General features: G+C 62.4%; 16 protein-coding genes and 1 riboswitch. Of the genes, 11 read left to right on the top strand and 5 right to left on the bottom strand.

What is annotated here, in order from left to right; translation table 11 throughout:
- Positions 1–58: 58 nt before the first annotated feature.
- Complete coding sequence (gene cdd / locus FJU30_RS10130; RefSeq protein ID WP_150434841.1) at positions 59–961, bottom strand: cytidine deaminase; 903 nt, start codon at positions 959–961, stop codon at positions 59–61.
- 682 nt (positions 962–1,643) lie between these two features.
- Here cdd and uhpA point away from each other — a divergent pair.
- The 3 genes from uhpA (at position 1,644) to uhpC (ending at position 5,199) form a co-directional block, all read left to right on the top strand.
- A complete protein-coding gene (gene uhpA, locus FJU30_RS10135) occupies positions 1,644–2,234 on the top strand; it encodes a transcriptional regulator UhpA (RefSeq protein WP_150434842.1) in 591 nt (196 codons plus the stop codon).
- The gene (gene uhpB, locus FJU30_RS10140) at positions 2,234–3,760 is read left to right on the top strand and encodes a signal transduction histidine-protein kinase/phosphatase UhpB (protein ID WP_150434843.1); all 1,527 of its coding nucleotides are present in this window, start codon (positions 2,234–2,236) and stop codon (positions 3,758–3,760) included. Before uhpA ends, uhpB begins: the two co-directional genes overlap by 1 nt.
- Before the next feature lie 110 nt (positions 3,761–3,870).
- Entirely contained in the window at positions 3,871–5,199 is a 1,329-nt protein-coding gene (gene uhpC / locus FJU30_RS10145) for an MFS transporter (RefSeq protein WP_150434844.1), read from the top strand.
- 190 nt (positions 5,200–5,389) lie between these two features.
- Here uhpC and FJU30_RS10150 read toward each other — a convergent pair whose 3' ends face one another.
- The 3 genes from FJU30_RS10150 to bioA all read right to left on the bottom strand — a co-directional run bounded on the left by FJU30_RS10150 (position 5,390) and on the right by bioA (position 7,890).
- Positions 5,390–6,085 (bottom strand): CidB/LrgB family autolysis modulator, encoded by a 696-nt coding sequence (locus tag FJU30_RS10150; RefSeq protein ID WP_150434845.1) that lies wholly within the window; start codon positions 6,083–6,085, stop codon positions 5,390–5,392.
- Complete coding sequence (locus tag FJU30_RS10155) at positions 6,082–6,489, bottom strand: CidA/LrgA family protein (RefSeq protein ID WP_150434846.1); 408 nt, start codon at positions 6,487–6,489, stop codon at positions 6,082–6,084. The genes FJU30_RS10150 and FJU30_RS10155 overlap by 4 nt, the downstream gene beginning before the upstream one ends.
- A 111-nt stretch (positions 6,490–6,600) precedes the next feature.
- Positions 6,601–7,890, bottom strand: a complete 1,290-nt coding sequence (gene bioA, locus FJU30_RS10160; protein WP_150434847.1) for an adenosylmethionine--8-amino-7-oxononanoate transaminase — start codon at positions 7,888–7,890, stop codon at positions 6,601–6,603.
- An 89-nt stretch (positions 7,891–7,979) separates the two neighbouring features.
- Between bioA and bioB the strand changes: the two genes are divergently transcribed.
- The 6 genes from bioB to FJU30_RS10190 all read left to right on the top strand — a co-directional run bounded on the left by bioB (position 7,980) and on the right by FJU30_RS10190 (position 15,008).
- Entirely contained in the window at positions 7,980–9,017 is a 1,038-nt protein-coding gene (gene bioB, locus FJU30_RS10165) for a biotin synthase BioB (RefSeq protein ID WP_150434848.1), read from the top strand.
- Positions 9,018–10,169, top strand: a complete 1,152-nt coding sequence (bioF, locus tag FJU30_RS10170; RefSeq protein WP_150434849.1) for an 8-amino-7-oxononanoate synthase — start codon at positions 9,018–9,020, stop codon at positions 10,167–10,169.
- Positions 10,159–10,932: a malonyl-ACP O-methyltransferase BioC gene (bioC, locus tag FJU30_RS10175; RefSeq protein ID WP_150434850.1), complete on the top strand. Its 774-nt coding sequence runs from the start codon at positions 10,159–10,161 to the stop codon at positions 10,930–10,932. Before bioF ends, bioC begins: the two co-directional genes overlap by 11 nt.
- Positions 10,925–11,608, top strand: a complete 684-nt coding sequence (gene bioD, locus FJU30_RS10180) for a dethiobiotin synthase (protein WP_150434851.1) — start codon at positions 10,925–10,927, stop codon at positions 11,606–11,608. Before bioC ends, bioD begins: the two co-directional genes overlap by 8 nt.
- A gap of 907 nt (positions 11,609–12,515) precedes the next feature.
- Positions 12,516–14,528, top strand: coding sequence for an excinuclease ABC subunit UvrB (uvrB, locus tag FJU30_RS10185; protein WP_150434852.1), 2,013 nt, complete (start codon positions 12,516–12,518; stop codon positions 14,526–14,528).
- A 42-nt stretch (positions 14,529–14,570) separates the two neighbouring features.
- On the top strand, positions 14,571–15,008 hold the full coding sequence (locus FJU30_RS10190; protein WP_150434853.1) for a VOC family protein: 438 nt from the start codon (positions 14,571–14,573) through the stop codon (positions 15,006–15,008).
- Positions 15,009–15,016: 8 nt separating this feature from the next.
- Here the strand turns inward: FJU30_RS10190 and yvcK are convergent, their stop codons facing one another.
- Positions 15,017–15,925: a uridine diphosphate-N-acetylglucosamine-binding protein YvcK gene (gene yvcK / locus FJU30_RS10195; RefSeq protein WP_150434854.1), complete on the bottom strand. Its 909-nt coding sequence runs from the start codon at positions 15,923–15,925 to the stop codon at positions 15,017–15,019.
- Positions 15,926–16,148: 223 nt separating this feature from the next.
- Positions 16,149–16,291, top strand: a riboswitch (molybdenum cofactor riboswitch).
- On the opposite strand from yvcK, the gene moaA reads away from it, so the two are divergent.
- Positions 16,280–17,269: a GTP 3',8-cyclase MoaA gene (gene moaA, locus FJU30_RS10200; RefSeq protein WP_191091582.1), complete on the top strand. Its 990-nt coding sequence runs from the start codon at positions 16,280–16,282 to the stop codon at positions 17,267–17,269. Its footprint overlaps the riboswitch before it by 12 nt.
- Positions 17,270–17,293: 24 nt before the next feature.
- Positions 17,294–17,806, top strand: coding sequence for a molybdenum cofactor biosynthesis protein B (moaB, locus tag FJU30_RS10205; protein ID WP_150434856.1), 513 nt, complete (start codon positions 17,294–17,296; stop codon positions 17,804–17,806).

Here is a 17,806-nt window from a genome sequence, read left to right on the forward strand (position 1 = left end):
TTTGTTAATTAAAATAATTACATATGCTTGCCTGCCGATCTTTCTCGCCGCTATCCGATTAAATCTGCTTATTGATCAAGCGTCGTTCAACCTGCTCACAGCCCAGCGCCCGCAGCGTATCGCGGGTAGCCGGCCACTGCGTCAGGGCGGCGTCGGCTTGTTCAACCAGCACCGCCCGCCGGATAGCGCTCAGGTCGCCCTGGCGCATATTCATCAGGATCAGCGCGGCCTGCAGCGGCGGCAGGCTGGGGTTGAAGGCGGCGTTTTCCGCATAGCGGCCGCAGTAGATATTGCCCTGCCGATCCTCCAGCGCCACGCCGCTGTGCGCCCCGCTATACGGCGCGTGACTGCGGCAGGCGGCGGTCAGCGCGGCCTGCGCCAGCGGGGCGCCGTCGTCGTCGGCCAGTCGGTATGCGTGTTGCACCTCGTCCATCAGCAGGGTGTCGATGGCCAGATCGCCCGGCCCAAAGGCGTCCGGCAAGTAGTGGCCGAGCAGGGCGGCGGGCCGACCGGGCAGATGAATATGCAACTGCCCGGCGCCTCTCAGCTCATTCATAAACTGGCGACAGTGCCCGCATGGCGTGTAGTTGACGGTGACGGCGATCAGCTGCTTTTCGTTTTGCAGCCAGGCGTGGGTGATCGCGCTCTGTTCCGCATGCACCGTTTGCTGCAGCGGCGCGCCGGAAAATTCCATATTGGCGCCGAAATAGATATTGCCGCTGCGGCCGTGCGCGATGGCGCCGACCTGAAACGCGGAGATCGGCGCCAGCGCGCAGGCGGCCGCCAGCGGCAGCAGACTAAAAGCCAGCGCTTCGCGCTGCAGGCCGCTGGCCTGACACAGCAGGTCGACCTGCCCGGCGCTGAACGCGGCGGTAAAAGACGCTGCGTGCAGCATCGGCGCCAGCGCGGACCGCAGCGCGGCGGGCAACTGTTCAAAAGCAGACTGGAAACGCGGGTGCATCGTGACTCACTCCTTCAGCATGGCGTGGACGGGGAACCGCAACGGCCGGCCTGCGCTCGGCAGCGCGCAACGATTTATTCGCCATAGTCGTGCCCGTCCCGCGAATTATCAGGGTATACCCCCTTCATACTTTAAGCCGCGGGTATGTCGGCTTTGTCGCTCGCCCCATTCATGGGTTCGCTCTTACCGAACCGCAGCCAGCGGCGCTCAAATCTGCTCGCGGCAGATTTGTCCCTTATCCTGGTTGCTTACAGGGGTAAGCGCCCGGGAAATAATGAGAGACATCCTGTTTCTCAGCGCAGGCCTGCCGTTGGCTGGATAAATTCGTTGCCGACGAATTTGTCGCTGCGCTGCCGCCTGCCTGCAACCCGAATCTATTTGGGTATAGCGTGATATTTAAAACACTTTCTATGAAAGTTATGTAATTAATAAAATTAATATGTGATCTGATTCATGTTTTTATTGGCAGACAGCAGACAGCAGACAGCAGACAGCAGACAGCAGACGGCAGACGGCAGACGGCAGACGGCAGACGGCAGACGGCAGACGACAGACGACAGACGACAGACGACCGGCGCCGCTATCCGGTCTGAGACTTCCCGCCCGCCGGATGACCCGAACGGTGCTTTTCTGCGCCTCTAATGTATAATCTGCGCTTTTTTGCGAGCGGCCGGAGCCCATCATGAGTTATCGGGTAGTGTTTATTGATGACCACGCGATCGTGCGTTCAGGATTCGTACAGCTGCTGACGCTGGAGGACGACATCGAGGTGGTGGGCGAATTCAGTTCGGCGGTGGACGCGCGCGCCGGGTTGCCGGGGCTGCGGGCGCAGATCTGTATCTGCGATATCGCCATGCCGGGCGAAAGCGGTCTCGACCTGCTGTCCGATCTGCCCTCCGGGCTGGGGGTTATTATGCTGTCGATGCACGATAATCCGGCGATGGTGGAACTGGCGCTCAAACGCGGCGCGCGCGGATTTTTATCAAAACGTTGCCATCCCGAGGATCTGGTGACCGCCGTGCGCACCGTCGGGCAGGGCGGGGTATACCTGATGCCGGAGATCGCGCAGCGCCTGGCGCGCGCGCAGGTCGATCCGCTGACCCGGCGCGAAAGCGAGGTCGCCATGCTGCTGGCGCAGGGACTGGAGGTGCGCGAAGCGGCGGCTCAGATGGGTATTTCGCCGAAAACCGTACACGTGCATCGCGCCAACCTGTTCGCCAAACTGGGCGTGAGCAACAACGTTGAGCTGGCGCAACGGATGCTGGGGTACTGATGCAACGCGCGATTGCCGCGCTGGCGATTTTTTTCCTCTACGCCTGCGCCTGGTTCTGCCTGTGGGCCATCGGCGCGGCGCTGGTGGCGCAGCAGACCGAGGCCGTGATGCTGTTCCCCTTCGGCCTGCGCATCGGCATTCTGCTGCTGGCGCCGCGCCGCCACTGGAGCGGGATCCTTCTCGCCGAAGCGATGATGCTGTGGTTTTTGTCTCAGCAGTTCGGCGCCGGCCGCTGGCTGTGGGCGGCGGCGCTCAATCTGGGGTTGTGCGTCGGGCTGGCTTCGCTGGCCGGCGGCTGGCTGCGCCGCTACCGGCAGGAAGACGCCGAGTGGCAACGGCCGCTGCAGCAGGGCGCGGTGGTGGTGCTGGCCGCGCTGCTGCAGACAGCGGGCTGGTCGCTGGTCGCCCGCGGCGACGCCGGCCAGGCGCTGTTGCTCGGATTGAGCGGCGGTCTGACGGTGGCGCCGACCTGTCTGTTGATCTGGCACTATCTGGCCCGTCAGATCTGGCTGCCGCTGGAACCGGGACTGATCCATCACCCCGTCAACCTGCGGCTGCGCCATCTGGTCTGCTATCTGGCGTTGTTTACCCTCAGCCTGTGGCTGCAGCATCTGGCGGTCAATGAGGAACTGCGTCGCTTCGTTCCGTTCTGTCTGGCGATTCCGGTGGTTTTTATGTCCTGGCGCTACGGCTGGCAGGGCGCGCTGCTGGCCACCCTGCTGAACGGCATCGTGCTGGTGGCGACCGACCCGCATGACGCGGCGGCGCACCGCGATATGCTGCTGTCGCTGCTGGCGCAGAGCCTGATGGGCATGCTGCTGGGCGCGGGAATCGAACGGCAGCGCTATCTGAATCAACAGCTTAGTCAGAAACTGGCGGAAAACCGCGAGCTGGCGCGTTTGCTGGTGATGGCGGAGGAAAATACCCGTCGCGAGATTGCGCGCGAACTGCACGATGAAATCGGCCAGACCATCACCGTAATCCGCACCCAGTCCAGTATCATCCGGCGCCTGACCCGCGAGCCGAAGGTGGTCGACAGCGCCGGGGCCATCGAGCGCTACGCTCTGCGCATCTATGACGGCGTGCACGATCTGCTGGCGCGGCTGTGGCCGGCCGCGCTGACTAATCTGCCGCTGTCGGCGGCGATCGCCGCGCTGCTGCGCGAACTGGTGCCGCCGGAGCAGCCGATGGTGACGGTGCTCAACTGGCGGATTCCCGACCAGCGGGTGGACGATAGTCTGAAAGTTCTGCTTTACCGCCTGTGTCAGGAAGGGGTGACCAACGCCTGCCGACACGCCGGAGCGACGCGCATTGAGATCAGCGCGCAGCTCAGCGTCAGCGGACAGCTGCACGTCAGCATCCGGGACGACGGGCGCGGCGTGGACGCGCAGCGGGCGACGGCCGGTTATGGCTTGCGCGGGATCAGCGACCGGGTGCGCGCCATGGGCGGCGAATTTCGGCTGCTTAACCGCCAGGGGACCGAGCTGGTTGTGATCCTGCCCACAATTTTTGCCCGGAACGGATAAAACCAGGAAATTTTCCTGGTGGCGTTGCGCCATCGGCTTAACTGTTTTCCTGCGCCGCGCCGCACCATAGGCGCCACGAATTTTATCGCGAATTATTCTTGAGGTTTTTTATGTGGTCCTTTTTAAAGAGCCGTCCCGACGCAGAGCCGATACGGGACGCGGCTCAGGTTGATGCGACGTACAAATACTGGCGCATTCAGCTAATGTGGGTGATGTATGTCGGCTATGCCGCGTTCTATTTCACCCGTAAAAGTTTCAACTTCATCATGCCCGCCATGGTCAGCGACCTGGGGCTGAGTATGTCCGATGTCGGGATCCTCGGCACGCTGTTCTACATCACTTACGGCTGTTCCAAATTTATTTCCGGGATGATCAGCGATCGTTCCAACCCGCGCTATTTTATGGGGCTGGGGCTGATCATGACCGGCGTGATCAATATCATTTTCGGCCTGAGTTCCTCGCTGTTGGTCTTCGGCGCGCTGTGGATCCTGAACGCCTTTTTCCAGGGCTGGGGCTGGCCGCCCTGTTCTAAAATTCTCACCAACTGGTATTCGCGCGCCGAACGCGGCGGCTGGTGGTCGATCTGGAACACATCGCATAACTTCGGCGGCGCGCTGATCCCGCTGCTGGTCGGCTTTATCTCGCTGCATTTCAGCTGGCGCTACGGCATGATCATTCCGGGCGTCATCGGCATCGCGCTGGGTCTGCTGGTGTGCTGGCGCCTGCGCGACAAGCCCTCCAGCATGGGGTTGCCCAGCGTGGGCAAATGGCGCAACGACGCGATGGAACAGGTGCAGGAGTCCGAAGGTCTGGGGCTGTCGAACAAAGAGATCGTGAAACGCTACGTGCTGAGCAACAAGTATATCTGGCTGCTGGCGATCAGCTATGTGCTGGTTTACGTGGTGCGCACGGCGATCAACGACTGGGGCAACCTCTACCTCGCGCAGGAAAAGGGCTATTCGCTGATGACCGCCAACTCCGCGCTGTCGCTGTTTGAAGTGGGCGGTTTTATCGGCTCGCTGGTCGCCGGCTGGGGATCCGATAAACTGTTCCGCGGCAACCGCGGGCCGATGAACCTGATTTTTGCCATCGGCATCTTTCTGTCCGTCGCTTCGCTATGGCTGATGCCGGGCGTGAGTTATGTGCTGCAGGCCGGCTGTTTCTTCGCCATCGGCTTCTTTATCTTCGGTCCGCAGATGCTGATCGGCATGGCCGCCGCCGAGTGTTCGCACAAAGACGCGGCCGGCGCGGCCACCGGCTTTGTCGGCCTGTTCGCCTACCTCGGCGCGGCGCTGTCGGGCTATCCGATTGCGCAGATTATGGAAAGATGGCACTGGACCGGCTTCTTTGTGGTCATCTCCGTCGCCGCCTGTCTGTCGGCGCTTTTCCTGCTGCCGTTCCTGCGCGCTCAGACGCCGCAGGCCGACCAGAAGGCGTAACGTCTGGCCGATGCATTATTGACGCCGGGCTTAAGCCCGGCTTGCGCCGCGGCGCGTTATCCGCGCCCCGTCCGCCCTTCGCTTTGCCTCTCTTGTCTGAACTTACGCCACGTCGCGGCGCGCATGGCGCTCGCCGGGGCTGATGCCGGTGGGCGCGCCGCAGCCGAGGGGCGGCGGCCGCGTTCAGACGTTATTTAAACAGATGCAGCAGGATCGGGAAGATAAAGGGCGCGACCAGCGAGGTAATAATCCCGCAAATGACCAGCGCCAGGGAGCTGAAGGCGCCTTCCTGAAAGTCCACCTCGGCGCAGCGGGCGGTACCCAACGCATGAGATGCGGTGCCCATCGACAGGCCGCGCGCGGCTTTCGTGGTAATGCGCACCCGGTTGAGCAGGGCGTGGCCGAGCACCGCGCCGAGTACGCCGACAAAAATCACGCACACCGCGCTGATGGCCGGAATGCCGCCGATCGAACTCGCTACCGCCATGGCGATCGGCGTCGTCACCGATTTAGGCAGCACCGAAGCGGCGATTTCCTGCGACGCCCCTAGCCACAGGGCAATCAGCGTGCCGGACACAATGGCCGTTATACTGCCGATGAAACAGACGCTAATGATGGATTTCCAGCGCGCACGGATCTGATGAATCTGTTCGTAGAGCGGGAATGCGAGCGCCACTACGGCCGGCTGCAGCAGATCGTTGAGCACTTTACTGCCGGCAAAATAGCGCTCATAGCTGATATGGGTAATCAGCAATAGCGGGATAATCACCAGCATCGATACCAGCAGCGGGTTCAGCAGCGGCATTTTCAATACGATGGCCAGCTTACGGGCGGCAAAAAATACCGCCAGAGTCAACGGCAGCGACCACCACAGATTTGCGATCATTTCTCTTCTTCTCCGCTAATGTCTTCATTAATGGGTTCGCCTTCGCGCTGCATCAACTGGGTGCAGAAGCCGACCACCAGCAACACAACAAAGGTGCTCACCAGGCAGGAAACCACGATCGGACCGAACTGGCGGCTGAGCAGATCGTAATAATTCATGACGCCGACGCCGATCGGCACGAACAGCAGGGCCATGTAGCGGATGAACAGATGGCAGCCGGGCTTAACCCACTGGGCGGGCAAAATTTGCGAGGCGAGGAGGGCGAAAAGGATCAGCATACCGATGATACTGCCGGGGATGGTAATAGGGAGTATTGCGGATACCGCATTGCCTGCCAGCAGGCAGAGATAAATCAATGCGAAAGCGCGTAAATACTGCCAGCAAAGAGTGATTGTATTACGCATGGGACATTCCTGATTAACTGAAGGGTCAATCATAGCGCTAATGAAATTGGTGTGCCATAGATCACAGCTTTTTGCCAGGCGGCGAAGCGCGAACGGTTCGCCGCGCGGGATTTAGTCGGTGAACAGGGCGTCGTCGTCCAGCGCCGCGCCGATGGCGTCGGTCAGGCGTTTCAGTTCGCCGGGCTGAATAATATAGGGCGGCATCAGATAGATCAGCCGGCCGAACGGTCGGATCCAGACGCCGCGATTGACGAAGAAGCGCTGCAGACGCGCCATATTGACCGGGCGGCGGGTTTCCACCACGCCGATCGCGCCCAGCACCCGCACGTCGGCCACCGTCGGCAGCGCGCTCAGCGGCAGCAGTTCGGCGCGCAGCTGCCGCTCTATCGCGCTAACCTGGCGCGGCCAGTGATTCTGCGCCAACAGTTCGAGGCTGGCGCAGGCGGCCGCGCAGGCCAGCGGGTTGCCCATAAAGGTCGGGCCGTGCATAAAGCAGCCTGCCTCGCCCTGGCTGATGGTATCGGCCACCGTCCGGGTGGTCAGCGTGGCGGACAGCGTCAGATAGCCGCCGGTCAGCGCCTTGCCGAGACACAGAATATCCGGCGCGATGCCGGCGTGTTCGCAGGCGAACAGTCGGCCGGTGCGGCCGAAGCCGGTGGCGATTTCATCGGCAATCAGCAGCACGTTGTGGCGATCGCACAGCTCGCGCACGCGCTGCAGGTAGCGCGGGTGGTAAAAACGCATGCCGCCGGCGCCCTGCACGATCGGTTCGAGAATCACGGCGGCGATCTGCGCGGCGTGCCGTTCCAGCAGCGCGGCCAGCGGCGCGATATCGCTGTCGCGCCATTCATCGTCAAAGGCGCAGCGCGGCGCGTCGGCGAACAGATGGTCGGGCAGATAACCCTGATACAGACTGTGCATCGAGTTCTGCGGATCGCACACCGACATCGCGCCGAAGGTATCGCCGTGGTAGCCGTGGCGCAGGGTGAGGAAGCGCTGGCGCGGCTGACCGAGCGCCTGCCAGTACTGCAGCGCCATTTTCAGCGCCACTTCTACGGCTACCGAACCGGAGTCGGCCAGAAAGACGCAGTCCAGCCCGTCCGGCGTCAGCGCCACCAACTGGCGGCAGAGCGCCACCGCCGGCGGATGGGTGATGCCGCCGAACATTACGTGCGCCATCTGCGCTAGCTGCCGCTGCAGCGCGTCGTTGATGACCGGGTGATTGTAGCCGTGGATCGCCGCCCACCATGAGGACATGCCGTCGATTAAACGGCGGCCGTCGGCCAGCGTCAGCTGCACGCCGCTGGCGGCGGTGACCGGATAACAGGGCAGCGGCCGGGTCATAGAGGTATAGGGGTGCCAGATGTGTTGCTGATCGAAATCCAGATCGGATGCGTTCATTTCAATGTAAACCAAAAATATCTCATAATAGTTGACAGTATATAGGGGTAATTTACACTGACGAAACTTTTTTAGCTGGAGAGGCCGGGATGACGCATCGTACTCACTGGACCCTGCAACAGGCGCAGGCGCTGTTTGAAAAACCGTTTCTGGAATTAATGTTCGAGGCACAGCAGGTGCATCGTCAGCATTTTGACCCCCGTCAGGTTCAGGTCAGCACGCTGCTGTCGATCAAGACCGGCGCCTGCCCGGAAGACTGTAAATATTGTCCGCAGAGCTCGCGCTACCGCACCGGTATCGAAACGGAGCGGCTGATGCAGGTGGAGCAGGTATTGGACTCCGCGCGTCAGGCCAAAGCCGCCGGCTCCACCCGTTTCTGCATGGGCGCCGCGTGGAAAAATCCCCATGAGCGCGATATGCCGTATCTGGAAGAGATGGTGCGCGGCGTGAAGGAACTGGGGATGGAAACCTGCATGACGCTCGGCACGCTGAACGGTTCTCAGGCCGAACGTCTGGCGCAGGCCGGGCTGGATTTCTATAACCATAACCTCGATACCTCGCCGGAATTTTACGGCAATATCATTACCACCCGCACCTATCAGGAACGGCTGGATACGCTGGACAAGGTGCGCTCGGCCGGGATTAAGGTCTGTTCCGGCGGCATCGTCGGTCTCGGCGAGACGGTGCGCGACCGCGCCGGCCTGCTGGTGCAACTGGCTAATCTGCCGAAACCGCCGGAAAGCGTGCCGATCAATATGCTGGTTAAGGTGAAAGGGACGCCGCTGGCGGACAACGATGACGTCGAACCGTTCGACTTTATTCGCACTATCGCGGTGGCGCGCATCATGATGCCGCGCTCGCATGTTCGCCTGTCGGCCGGGCGCGAACAGATGAACGAACAGATGCAGGCGATGTGCTTTATGGCCGGCGCCAACTCGATTTTCTACGGCTGCAAGCTGCTGACCACGCCGAATCCAAAAGAGGATAAAGACCTGGCGCTGTTCCGCAAGCTGGGGCTCAATCCGCAGCAGACGCAGACCGAATACGGCGACAATCAGCAGCAGGAGCGCCTGGCGCAACAGCTGTTGCATGCCGATACCGAACAGTATTACAACGCGGCGGTGTAAATGAGCTGGCAGCAGCGTATCTCGCATGAGCTGGCGCAGCGCCGGCGTGACGACGCTTACCGCACGCGGCAGGCGAACGACGGCGGCAACGGCCGCTGGCTGACGCAGGGCGAACGGCGCTATCTCAATTTTTCCAGCAACGATTACCTGGGGCTAAGCCGCGATGCCGGGGTGATAGCCGCCTGGCGTCAGGGCGCGCGGCGCTACGGCGCCGGCAGCGGCGGCTCCGGTCACGTCACCGGCTATAGCGTGGCGCACGCCGCGCTGGAGCAGGCGCTGGCCGACTGGCTCGGCTATCCGCGCGCCCTGCTGTTTATCTCCGGCTATGCCGCCAATCAGGCGCTGGTAACGGCGCTGACCCGCGCCGGCGACCGTATTCTGGCCGATAAGCTCAGTCACGCCTCGCTGATCGAAGCGGCGACGCTGTCGCCCGCCGTACTGCGCCGTTTTGTTCATAATCAGCCGTCGGCGCTTGAAACGCTGCTGGCCAAACCGGACGACGGGGGCGAGACGCTGGTGGTGACCGAGGGCGTGTTCAGCATGGACGGCGACAGCGCGCCGCTGGCCGAGCTGCAGCGGCTCAGCCGCGCCGCCGGCGCCTGGCTGATGGTGGATGACGCGCACGGCATCGGCGTGTGCGGCGAGCAGGGGCGCGGCAGCTGCTGGCGTCAGGGCGTGCGGCCCGATCTGCTGGTGGTCACGTTCGGCAAGGCTTTCGGCGTCAGCGGCGCGGCGGTGCTGTGCGAACAGCCGACGGCGGAGTATTTGCTGCAGTTCGCCCGTCATCTGATCTACAGCACGGCCATGCCGGCCGCCCAGGCCTGCGCGCTGAGCGCCGCGCTGACCCGTATCCGTCAGGGCGACGATCTGCGCGCCGCGCTGCAGCGCAATATTCGGCAGTTGCGCGCCGGCCTGCGCGCGCTGCCGTGGCGTCTTACCGACTCGGACAGCGCTATTCAGCCGCTGATCGTGGGCGACAACGGGCGGGCGCTGGAACTGGCGCAGCGGCTGCGCGCGGCCGGCATGTGGGTCAGCGCCATGCGTCCGCCGACGGTGCCGCCGGGCAGCGCCCGATTGCGAATCACCCTGACGGCGGCCCACCAGCCGGAAGATATCGATAGGCTGCTGGAGGTACTGCGCCATGCCGACTGAGCCCGCGCCGCGTCAGGCGGATAAGCAGGCCATCGCCCGGGCCTTCGGCCGGGCGGCGGCGCGCTACGATCGTTTTGCCGAACTGCAGCGCATCAGCGGCGAGCGGCTGATGGCGCTGAGCGCCGATCATCCCGGCCGACAGGTGCTGGACGCCGGCTGCGGCACAGGCTATTTCAGCCGGCGCTGGCGTCAGCAGGGGCGCGAGGTGACGGCGCTCGACCTGTCGGCGGAGATGCTGGCTCAGGCGCGCCAGCAGCAGGCCGCCACGCATTATCTGAGCGGCGATATCGAACATCTGCCGCTGCCCGACGGCGCGGTGGACATCAGCTTCTGCAACCTGGCGGTACAGTGGTGCGATACGCTGCCGCGCGCGCTGGCCGAACTGCACCGCGTCACGCGGCCGGGCGGCCGGGTGGTGTTTTCCACCCTTGCGCAGGGCTCTCTGCAGGAACTGGCGCAGGCCTGGACGGCGCTGGACGGTTCGCGGCGGGTGAACCGCTTTCTGCCGGCCGCGGCGATCGAGCAGGCCTGTCGACCCTGGCGCCATCAAATTAGTGCCGAACAGCACTGCCTGTGGTTTTCGGACGTGATGACGCTGATGCAGTCGCTAAAAGGCATCGGCGCCACCTGGCTGCAGCAGGGACGTGCTCCCGGCCTGCTGGGGCGGCGGCGGCTCGATGCGCTGGCGACCGGCTATCCGCGGCGGGAACAGGGCTTTCCGCTGAGTTATCATCTGATTTATGGTGTGCTTTATCATGATTGAACGCTGGTTTGTGACCGGAACGGATACTGATGTGGGCAAAACCCTCGCCAGCTGCGCGCTGCTGCAGGCGGCGACGCGCGCCGGCTATCGCTGCGCCGGCTATAAACCGGTGGCGTCCGGCAGCGAGCAAACGCCCGCCGGCCTGCGCAACGGCGACGCGTTGCTGCTGCAGGCCAGCGGCAGCGTGCGGCTGGATTATGACGAGGTGAATCCGCTGGCCTTCGCCGAGGCCACCTCGCCGCATATCGCCAGCGCCGCGGAGGGGCGGCCGGTGTCGCTGGCGCGGCTGTCCGACGGGCTGCGGCGCATTGAGCGGCGCGCCGACTGGATCGTGGTGGAAGGGGCGGGCGGCTGGTTTACCCCGCTGTCCGGTCGCGAGACGCTGGCCGACTGGGTCGCGGCGGAGCGGCTGCCGGTGATCCTGGTGGTCGGCATGAAGCTGGGCTGTATTAATCACGCGTTGCTGACCGCCGCCGCCATCGCGCAGGCCGGCCTGACGCTCGGCGGCTGGATCGCCAATGCGGTGGTCGCGCCGGGCCGCCGGCAGGCGGAATATCTGGCTACCCTGCGCCAGTCGCTCAATGCGCCGCTTCTGGGCGAAATCCCTCATCTGCCCGCCGGGCGGCGGCAGGACCTGGCCGCTTATCTCGATCTGGCGCCGCTGGCGCCCCGTTAACGGGCGCGAGGCGGGAGAGGGCATTATTCCCGTGCGGGCAGGAAAGGCCGGGGGAATGGAAATCAGCCAAAAAGGCAGGATGGTTATTTCCTCCGCGCGGCAGGGAAGAGCACGGATTTCACTACCCGCCGGACGCGTCTCATCCGCCGTCTGTGGGCGCGATTGTCGACTGCCGCCGGTCTGAAATCGTCATTTCCGCATCAATTCCCGTTAATCAATAGAAAAAAGCAGCTTGAACTTTGGCTTCGGGTCATTCGGGCAGGGTGGCGCTACGGCGCTCTCCGCCCCGCGACGACAGGGATTTAGCTTTTTTCAGCATAATTTTGTGCGGGAAATAACGAAAAAAAACGTTAAAAAAATCCATGTCGCGGCAAATGCGCGGGCAGAGCGGCATTTCTCTAAGCCAGAGCGGCCGCGGGATTGTGGGAGTTATCCACTATTTCTGTGGATAACTGTGTGCATTAGGGTTAAGAAAAGCGTAAAAAACGAGAGAGGGCGCGGCTTCCAACGCGATTGGCGCTATTCTCCGCTTTTTTTCAAACTTACTAATTATCATATCGTTAGCTAAAATCAAGTCCTGTACTGACCCGCGCGGATTGGCGGCATCATTTAACCCGCGCCCGGCCGGCCAGATGTTAAAAAAACGCGTCGGCTGGGGATAAACGGGCTTGACAATTGCGGCGAATGAACCCGTGACGCCGGCCATCGCGCATCTCGTCCGGACGGCGCTTTTTTTTCGCCCGTATCGACGCGTCGCGCCGGCATAAAGCGCTTGATGCTGTTTTTATATCCAGTATTATGTGACTGGCAAAGCGGCGGATTCGCACCATAATAGATAGCCGGTCGTCGCGCTTATTTCGCCGTCCGTATTCTGATTCCGCGCACGTATTCAGCAGGTAGCCCGTTCATGAGTAAAGCATTCAAATTACATTCCGCGTTTCAGCCCGCCGGCGATCAGCCTGAAGCCATCCGGCGCCTTGAAGAGGGGCTGGAGGATGGGTTGGCCCATCAGACGCTGCTGGGGGTGACCGGCTCCGGTAAAACCTTCACCATCGCCAACGTGATCGCCGATCTCAACCGGCCCACCATGGTGCTGGCGCCGAATAAAACGCTGGCGGCCCAGCTATATGGCGAGATGAAAGCGTTTTTCCCGGACAATGCGGTGGAGTATTTCGTCTCTTACTACGATTACTATCAGCCGGAAGCCTATGTGCCCAGTTCGGATACCTTTATTGAAAAAGACGCCTCGGTGAACGAGCATATCGAACAGATGCGCCTGTCGGCCACTAAAGCGCTGCTGGAACGGCGCGACGTGGTAGTGGTGGCTTCGGTGTCGGCCATTTACGGGCTGGGCGATCCCGATCTGTATCTGAAAATGATGCTGCATCTGACCCGCGGCATGATCATCGACCAGCGCGCGATTCTGCGCCGGCTGTCCGAACTGCAGTATACCCGCAACGATCAGGCCTTTCAGCGCGGCACGTTCCGCGTGCGCGGCGAGGTGATCGACATTTTCCCCGCCGAATCGGAAGATACCGCCCTGCGCGTCGAATTGTTCGATGAGGAGGTCGAGCGCCTGTCCCTGTTCGATCCGCTGACCGGCCAGGTCGAACAGGTTGTTCCGCGCTACACCATCTACCCGAAGACCCACTACGTCACGCCGCGCGAGCGTATTTTACAGGCGATGGAAGAGATTAAACTGGAGCTGGCCGATCGCCGTAAGGTGCTGCTGGCCAACGACAAGCTGCTGGAAGAGCAGCGGCTAAGCCAGCGCACTCAGTTCGATCTGGAAATGATGAACGAACTGGGCTACTGCTCGGGCATTGAAAACTACTCGCGCTTCTTGTCCGGCCGCGGGCCGGGCGAGCCGCCGCCGACGCTGTTTGACTACCTGCCGGCCGACGGGCTGCTGGTGATCGATGAGTCGCACGTCACCATTCCGCAGATCGGCGGGATGTATCGCGGCGACCGGGCGCGCAAGGAGACGCTGGTGGAGTATGGCTTCCGCCTGCCTTCCGCGCTCGATAACCGGCCGATGAAATTTGAAGAGTTCGAGGCGCTTGCGCCGCAGACCATTTATGTCTCGGCGACGCCGGGCGCCTATGAACTGGATAAATCCGGCGGCGAGGTGATCGACCAGGTGGTGCGGCCGACCGGTCTGCTGGACCCGCTGATCGAGGTGCGTCCGGTGGCGACCCAGGTGGATGACCTGCTGTCGGAAATCCGCCTGCGCGCGACGCTGAATGAGCGCGTGCTGGTCACCACGCTGACCAAACGCATGGCCGAAGACCTGACCGAGTATCTGGAAGAGCACGGCGAACGGGTGCGCTACCTTCACTCTGATATCGATACCGTCGAGCGGGTGGAGATTATCCGCGATCTGCGCCTCGGCGAATTCGACGTGCTGGTGGGCATCAACCTGCTGCGCGAGGGGCTGGATATGCCGGAGGTGTCGCTGGTGGCGATATTGGATGCGGATAAAGAAGGCTTCCTGCGTTCCGAACGCTCGCTGATCCAGACCATCGGCCGCGCGGCGCGCAACCTGAACGGCAAGGCGATTCTGTACGGCGACCGTATTACGGCGTCGATGGAAAAGGCGATTGGCGAGACGGAGCGCAGACGGGAAAAACAGCAGGCCTATAATGAGGCGCACGGCATTGTGCCGCAGGGGTTGAATAAGGAAATCGGCGATATTCTGCAACTGGGCCAGAAGGTGGGCAAAGGGCGCGGCAAGGTCGGCAAAAAGGCGGCCGAGTCGGTGGCGCCTTATCAGGCGCTGTCGCCGCAGGCGCTACAGCAGAAAATCCGCGAGCTGGAGAGCAAAATGTTGCAGCATGCGCAGAACCTGGAGTTCGAAGAGGCGGCCAGCCTGCGCGACCAGGTACACGCGCTGCGCGAACAGTTTATCGCCTTGTCCTGATTGTTATCGGGCTGAAAAAATAGCCTTTTAGGGAGAAACAGTATGTCGATACCGCAGTTAAACGTGCGTTTCGTGGCCGGCTTCGGGCCGGTGGTGCGCTCACAGACGGAGAGCAGCCGCCTCTGGCTGCAAGCGTTGGGGCTGCCGCTGCAGGCGATGCCGGGCAACGAAGACTATCTGCTGACGGACAGGCTGGACGGCGTGAAACATTTCTCGCTGTGGCCGCTGGCGCAGGCCAGTCAGTCCTGTTTCGGCCGGCCGGACTGGCCGGAAACGCTGCCGGAGCCGCAGTGCTGGCTGGAGCTGGAGGTGGATGACGTGGCGCAGGCCTCGCGGATTCTGCAACAGCACGGCTATCAGTTGCTGATCGAAAACCGGCTGGAGCCCTGGGGGCAAACGGTGAGCCGTTTTCTCAGCCCGGAAGGGATTCTGACCGGCGTGACCTATACGCCCTGGCTGCGCGAAGACGCGGCGCAGTAACGCCGTCGTCAGCCCGGCGCCTGCAGCGTTTTCTCCAGCGCGTCGCGCAGGCGCTGTCGGTCGTGGTGGTGCGGCACATCGCTGGCGGCCAGCGGTTGTTGTACGATCAGCCGATCGTGAATCTGGCTGACGTCGGTCGTCGGGCTGACCAGCACGGCGTCGATAATTCGTCGTCCCACCTTGCTTTCTATCATCGCCAGCTTGTGCGCCAGCGTCATGCTGGCCGCCGCCGGGCTGAGTTCCTGCCCCAGATTATCAATATAAACGATCGGCGCCTGGGTACGGCGCAGCGCCCGCGTCAGGTCGCTCAGCAGCAGCGGCGGCATCAGGCTGGTGAGAAAGCTGCCGGGGCCGATCAGGATCAGATCGGCTTCGGCAATGGCGTCCAGCGCTTCGCGCGTGGCGCTGACCGGCGGCACCAGCAGCAGATCCTGCGGCACCGTCGCCATCTGGTCGATCGCCGTTTCGCCGTACACCGGGTAACCCTGTTCATCCACCGCCTGCAGATCGACCGGTTGCTCCGACATCGGGATCAGAAAGGCGTCGACCTTCAGCAGGTTGCGCAGCAGATTGATCGCCTCCAGCGGCCGCACGCTCAGGTGATCGAGCGCGCGCAGCATCAGGTTGCCCAGATTGTGGCCGGCCAGTTCGCCGTTGCCGCTGAAGCGGTACTCGAACATGGCCGAGGCCACGCTGGGCGAGGTGATCAGCTGGTTAAGGCAGTTGCGGGTGTCGCCCCAGGCGATACCGCCTTCCGCCCGGCGTATTCTGCCGGTCGAGCCGCCGTTGTCGGTGGTGGTGACAATCCCGGTCAGACGGGAGCCGAGCGAAGAGAGGGATGACATCACGCGGCCCAGCCCGTGACCGCCGCCAAGAGCGACGACCCGGTCGAGATCGGCCAGTGTGCGGTTGCGCATAGTGATCCTTAGGATAAGAAAATATGATAATTCGCGTAAGGTAGCGGATCTGGCGCAAAAAGGCGAAAAATCCTCAGTCAGAGGCGCGCCGGCGCCGCTTGCGCGGCCCGGTGCGGGCGTGGGATAAAATCGTTATATATCAATGTATATACCGCATTTTAAGTGACGGCGGCAAAGGTTAGCGGTAGACTCCCTGTCATTATCACGGTTTTGTCGTCGCGGCGACAAAATCAAACTCCTAGCCCAGTCGCCTAAGTGCCGCATCGCGCGGCATATGGCGTCTGGGCCGTGGCCTTCGGGTCACCAGGGTGCACGGCAGAAATGCCCGCATCTCCCGTATCTGGAAAGGTGTTTATCGTGAGTCAACTGACTGATGCGTTTGCGCGTAAGTTCTACTATTTGCGTCTGTCGATCACCGACGTATGCAATTTCCGCTGTACCTATTGCCTGCCGGACGGCTATCGTCCCGACGGCGCCGGACAGCGCGGCTTCCTGTCTCTGGAAGAAATTCGCCGCGTCAGCCGCGCCTTCGCCGAACTGGGGACGGAGAAGGTGCGGCTCACCGGCGGCGAACCCACCCTGCGTCGCGACTTCGTTGACATTATCGCGGCGGTGCGCGAAAACCCGGCGATTCGCGCGCTGGCGGTGACCACCAACGGTTACCGGATGGCGCGCGATGTCGCGCGCTGGCGCGAGGCCGGGTTGACCAGCCTCAACGTCAGCGTCGACAGCCTGGACGCCCGTCAGTTTCACGCCATCACCGGTCAGGACAAATTTCGCCTGGTCATGGACGGTATCGATGCCGCCTTCGCCTGCGGCTTTTCCCGCGTCAAAGTTAACACGGTGCTGATGCGCGGCGTTAACGACAGCAGCCTGAACAGTTTTCTGGCCTGGATTCGCCGCCGGCCGATCCAGTTGCGTTTCATCGAGCTGATGGAAACCGGCGAGGGCGGCGAACTGTTTCGCCAGCGCCACGTGGCGGGGACGGAGATTCGCCAGCGTTTGCTGCAGCAGGGCTGGCTGCGGCAGCCGCGCGGCCTGAGCGACGGTCCGGCTCAGGTGTTCAGCCATCCCGATTATCAGGGCGAGATCGGTCTAATCATGCCGTATGAAAAAGACTTCTGTCTGAGCTGCAACCGTCTGCGCGTATCGGCCGTCGGCAATCTGCACCTGTGTCTGTTCGGCGAACAGGGCGTCCCGCTGCGCGATCTGCTGACGGACGACCGGCAGCTTGACGCATTGAAATCGCGTATTGCCGGCGGATTAGCGCAGAAAAAGCAAACGCACGGGCTGCATGAAGGCAACAGCGGCATGACCCCCAATCTGGCGTTTATCGGCGGCTAAACGGACGTTCCGAAGGAGTTAAGCATGAGTAAGGTCAGCGATACGTTTATCCCGCTGCGAATCGCCGTTCTCACGGTGTCCGGCTGGCGCACTGAACAGGACGACACCTCCGGCGATTACCTGCGGCAGGCGGCCGAAGAGGCCGGTCATCAGATTGTCGCGCGCGCCATTGCGCCCGAGGATCTCTATCAGGTCCGCGCGCAGGTCGCGGTGTGGATCGCCAGCGCAGAGGTGCAGGTCATTCTGATTAACGGCGGCACCGGCTTTACCGGCGCCGATGTGACGCCGGAAGCGATCGGCGTGCTGTTCGATCGTGAAATCGCCGGCTTCGGCGAACTGTTCCGCATGATTTCGTACGAAGATATCGGCACCGCGACCCTGCAGTCGCGCGCTATAGCCGGTCTGGCCAACCGGACGGTGATTTTTGCGCTGCCCGGTTCCACCCGCGCCTGCCGCACCGGCTGGGAGCGTATTATCGTCGAACAGCTGGACGCCCGTCAGCGCCCCTGCAATTTTTATCCTCATCTGAAAGAATAA

It is taken from the genome of Affinibrenneria salicis (assembly GCF_008710095.1).

What these genes read in the sequence shown, in the direction of transcription:
- bioC (WP_150434850.1), top strand. Translation starts at nt 10,159, where the DNA reads ATGCCGACTGAGCCCGCGCCGCGTCAGGCGGATAAGCAGGCCATCGCC.
- uhpA (WP_150434842.1), top strand. Translation starts at nt 1,644, where the DNA reads ATGAGTTATCGGGTAGTGTTTATTGATGACCACGCGATCGTGCGTTCA.
- bioA (WP_150434847.1), bottom strand. Translation starts at nt 7,890, where the DNA reads ATGAACGCATCCGATCTGGATTTCGATCAGCAACACATCTGGCACCCC.
- FJU30_RS10190 (WP_150434853.1), top strand. Translation starts at nt 14,571, where the DNA reads ATGTCGATACCGCAGTTAAACGTGCGTTTCGTGGCCGGCTTCGGGCCG.
- cdd (WP_150434841.1), bottom strand. Translation starts at nt 961, where the DNA reads ATGCACCCGCGTTTCCAGTCTGCTTTTGAACAGTTGCCCGCCGCGCTG.
- FJU30_RS10155 (WP_150434846.1), bottom strand. Translation starts at nt 6,489, where the DNA reads ATGCGTAATACAATCACTCTTTGCTGGCAGTATTTACGCGCTTTCGCA.
- yvcK (WP_150434854.1), bottom strand. Translation starts at nt 15,925, where the DNA reads ATGCGCAACCGCACACTGGCCGATCTCGACCGGGTCGTCGCTCTTGGC.
- FJU30_RS10150 (WP_150434845.1), bottom strand. Translation starts at nt 6,085, where the DNA reads ATGATCGCAAATCTGTGGTGGTCGCTGCCGTTGACTCTGGCGGTATTT.
- bioD (WP_150434851.1), top strand. Translation starts at nt 10,925, where the DNA reads ATGATTGAACGCTGGTTTGTGACCGGAACGGATACTGATGTGGGCAAA.
- bioB (WP_150434848.1), top strand. Translation starts at nt 7,980, where the DNA reads ATGACGCATCGTACTCACTGGACCCTGCAACAGGCGCAGGCGCTGTTT.
- moaB (WP_150434856.1), top strand. Translation starts at nt 17,294, where the DNA reads ATGAGTAAGGTCAGCGATACGTTTATCCCGCTGCGAATCGCCGTTCTC.
- uhpB (WP_150434843.1), top strand. Translation starts at nt 2,234, where the DNA reads ATGCAACGCGCGATTGCCGCGCTGGCGATTTTTTTCCTCTACGCCTGC.
- bioF (WP_150434849.1), top strand. Translation starts at nt 9,018, where the DNA reads ATGAGCTGGCAGCAGCGTATCTCGCATGAGCTGGCGCAGCGCCGGCGT.
- uvrB (WP_150434852.1), top strand. Translation starts at nt 12,516, where the DNA reads ATGAGTAAAGCATTCAAATTACATTCCGCGTTTCAGCCCGCCGGCGAT.
- uhpC (WP_150434844.1), top strand. Translation starts at nt 3,871, where the DNA reads ATGTGGTCCTTTTTAAAGAGCCGTCCCGACGCAGAGCCGATACGGGAC.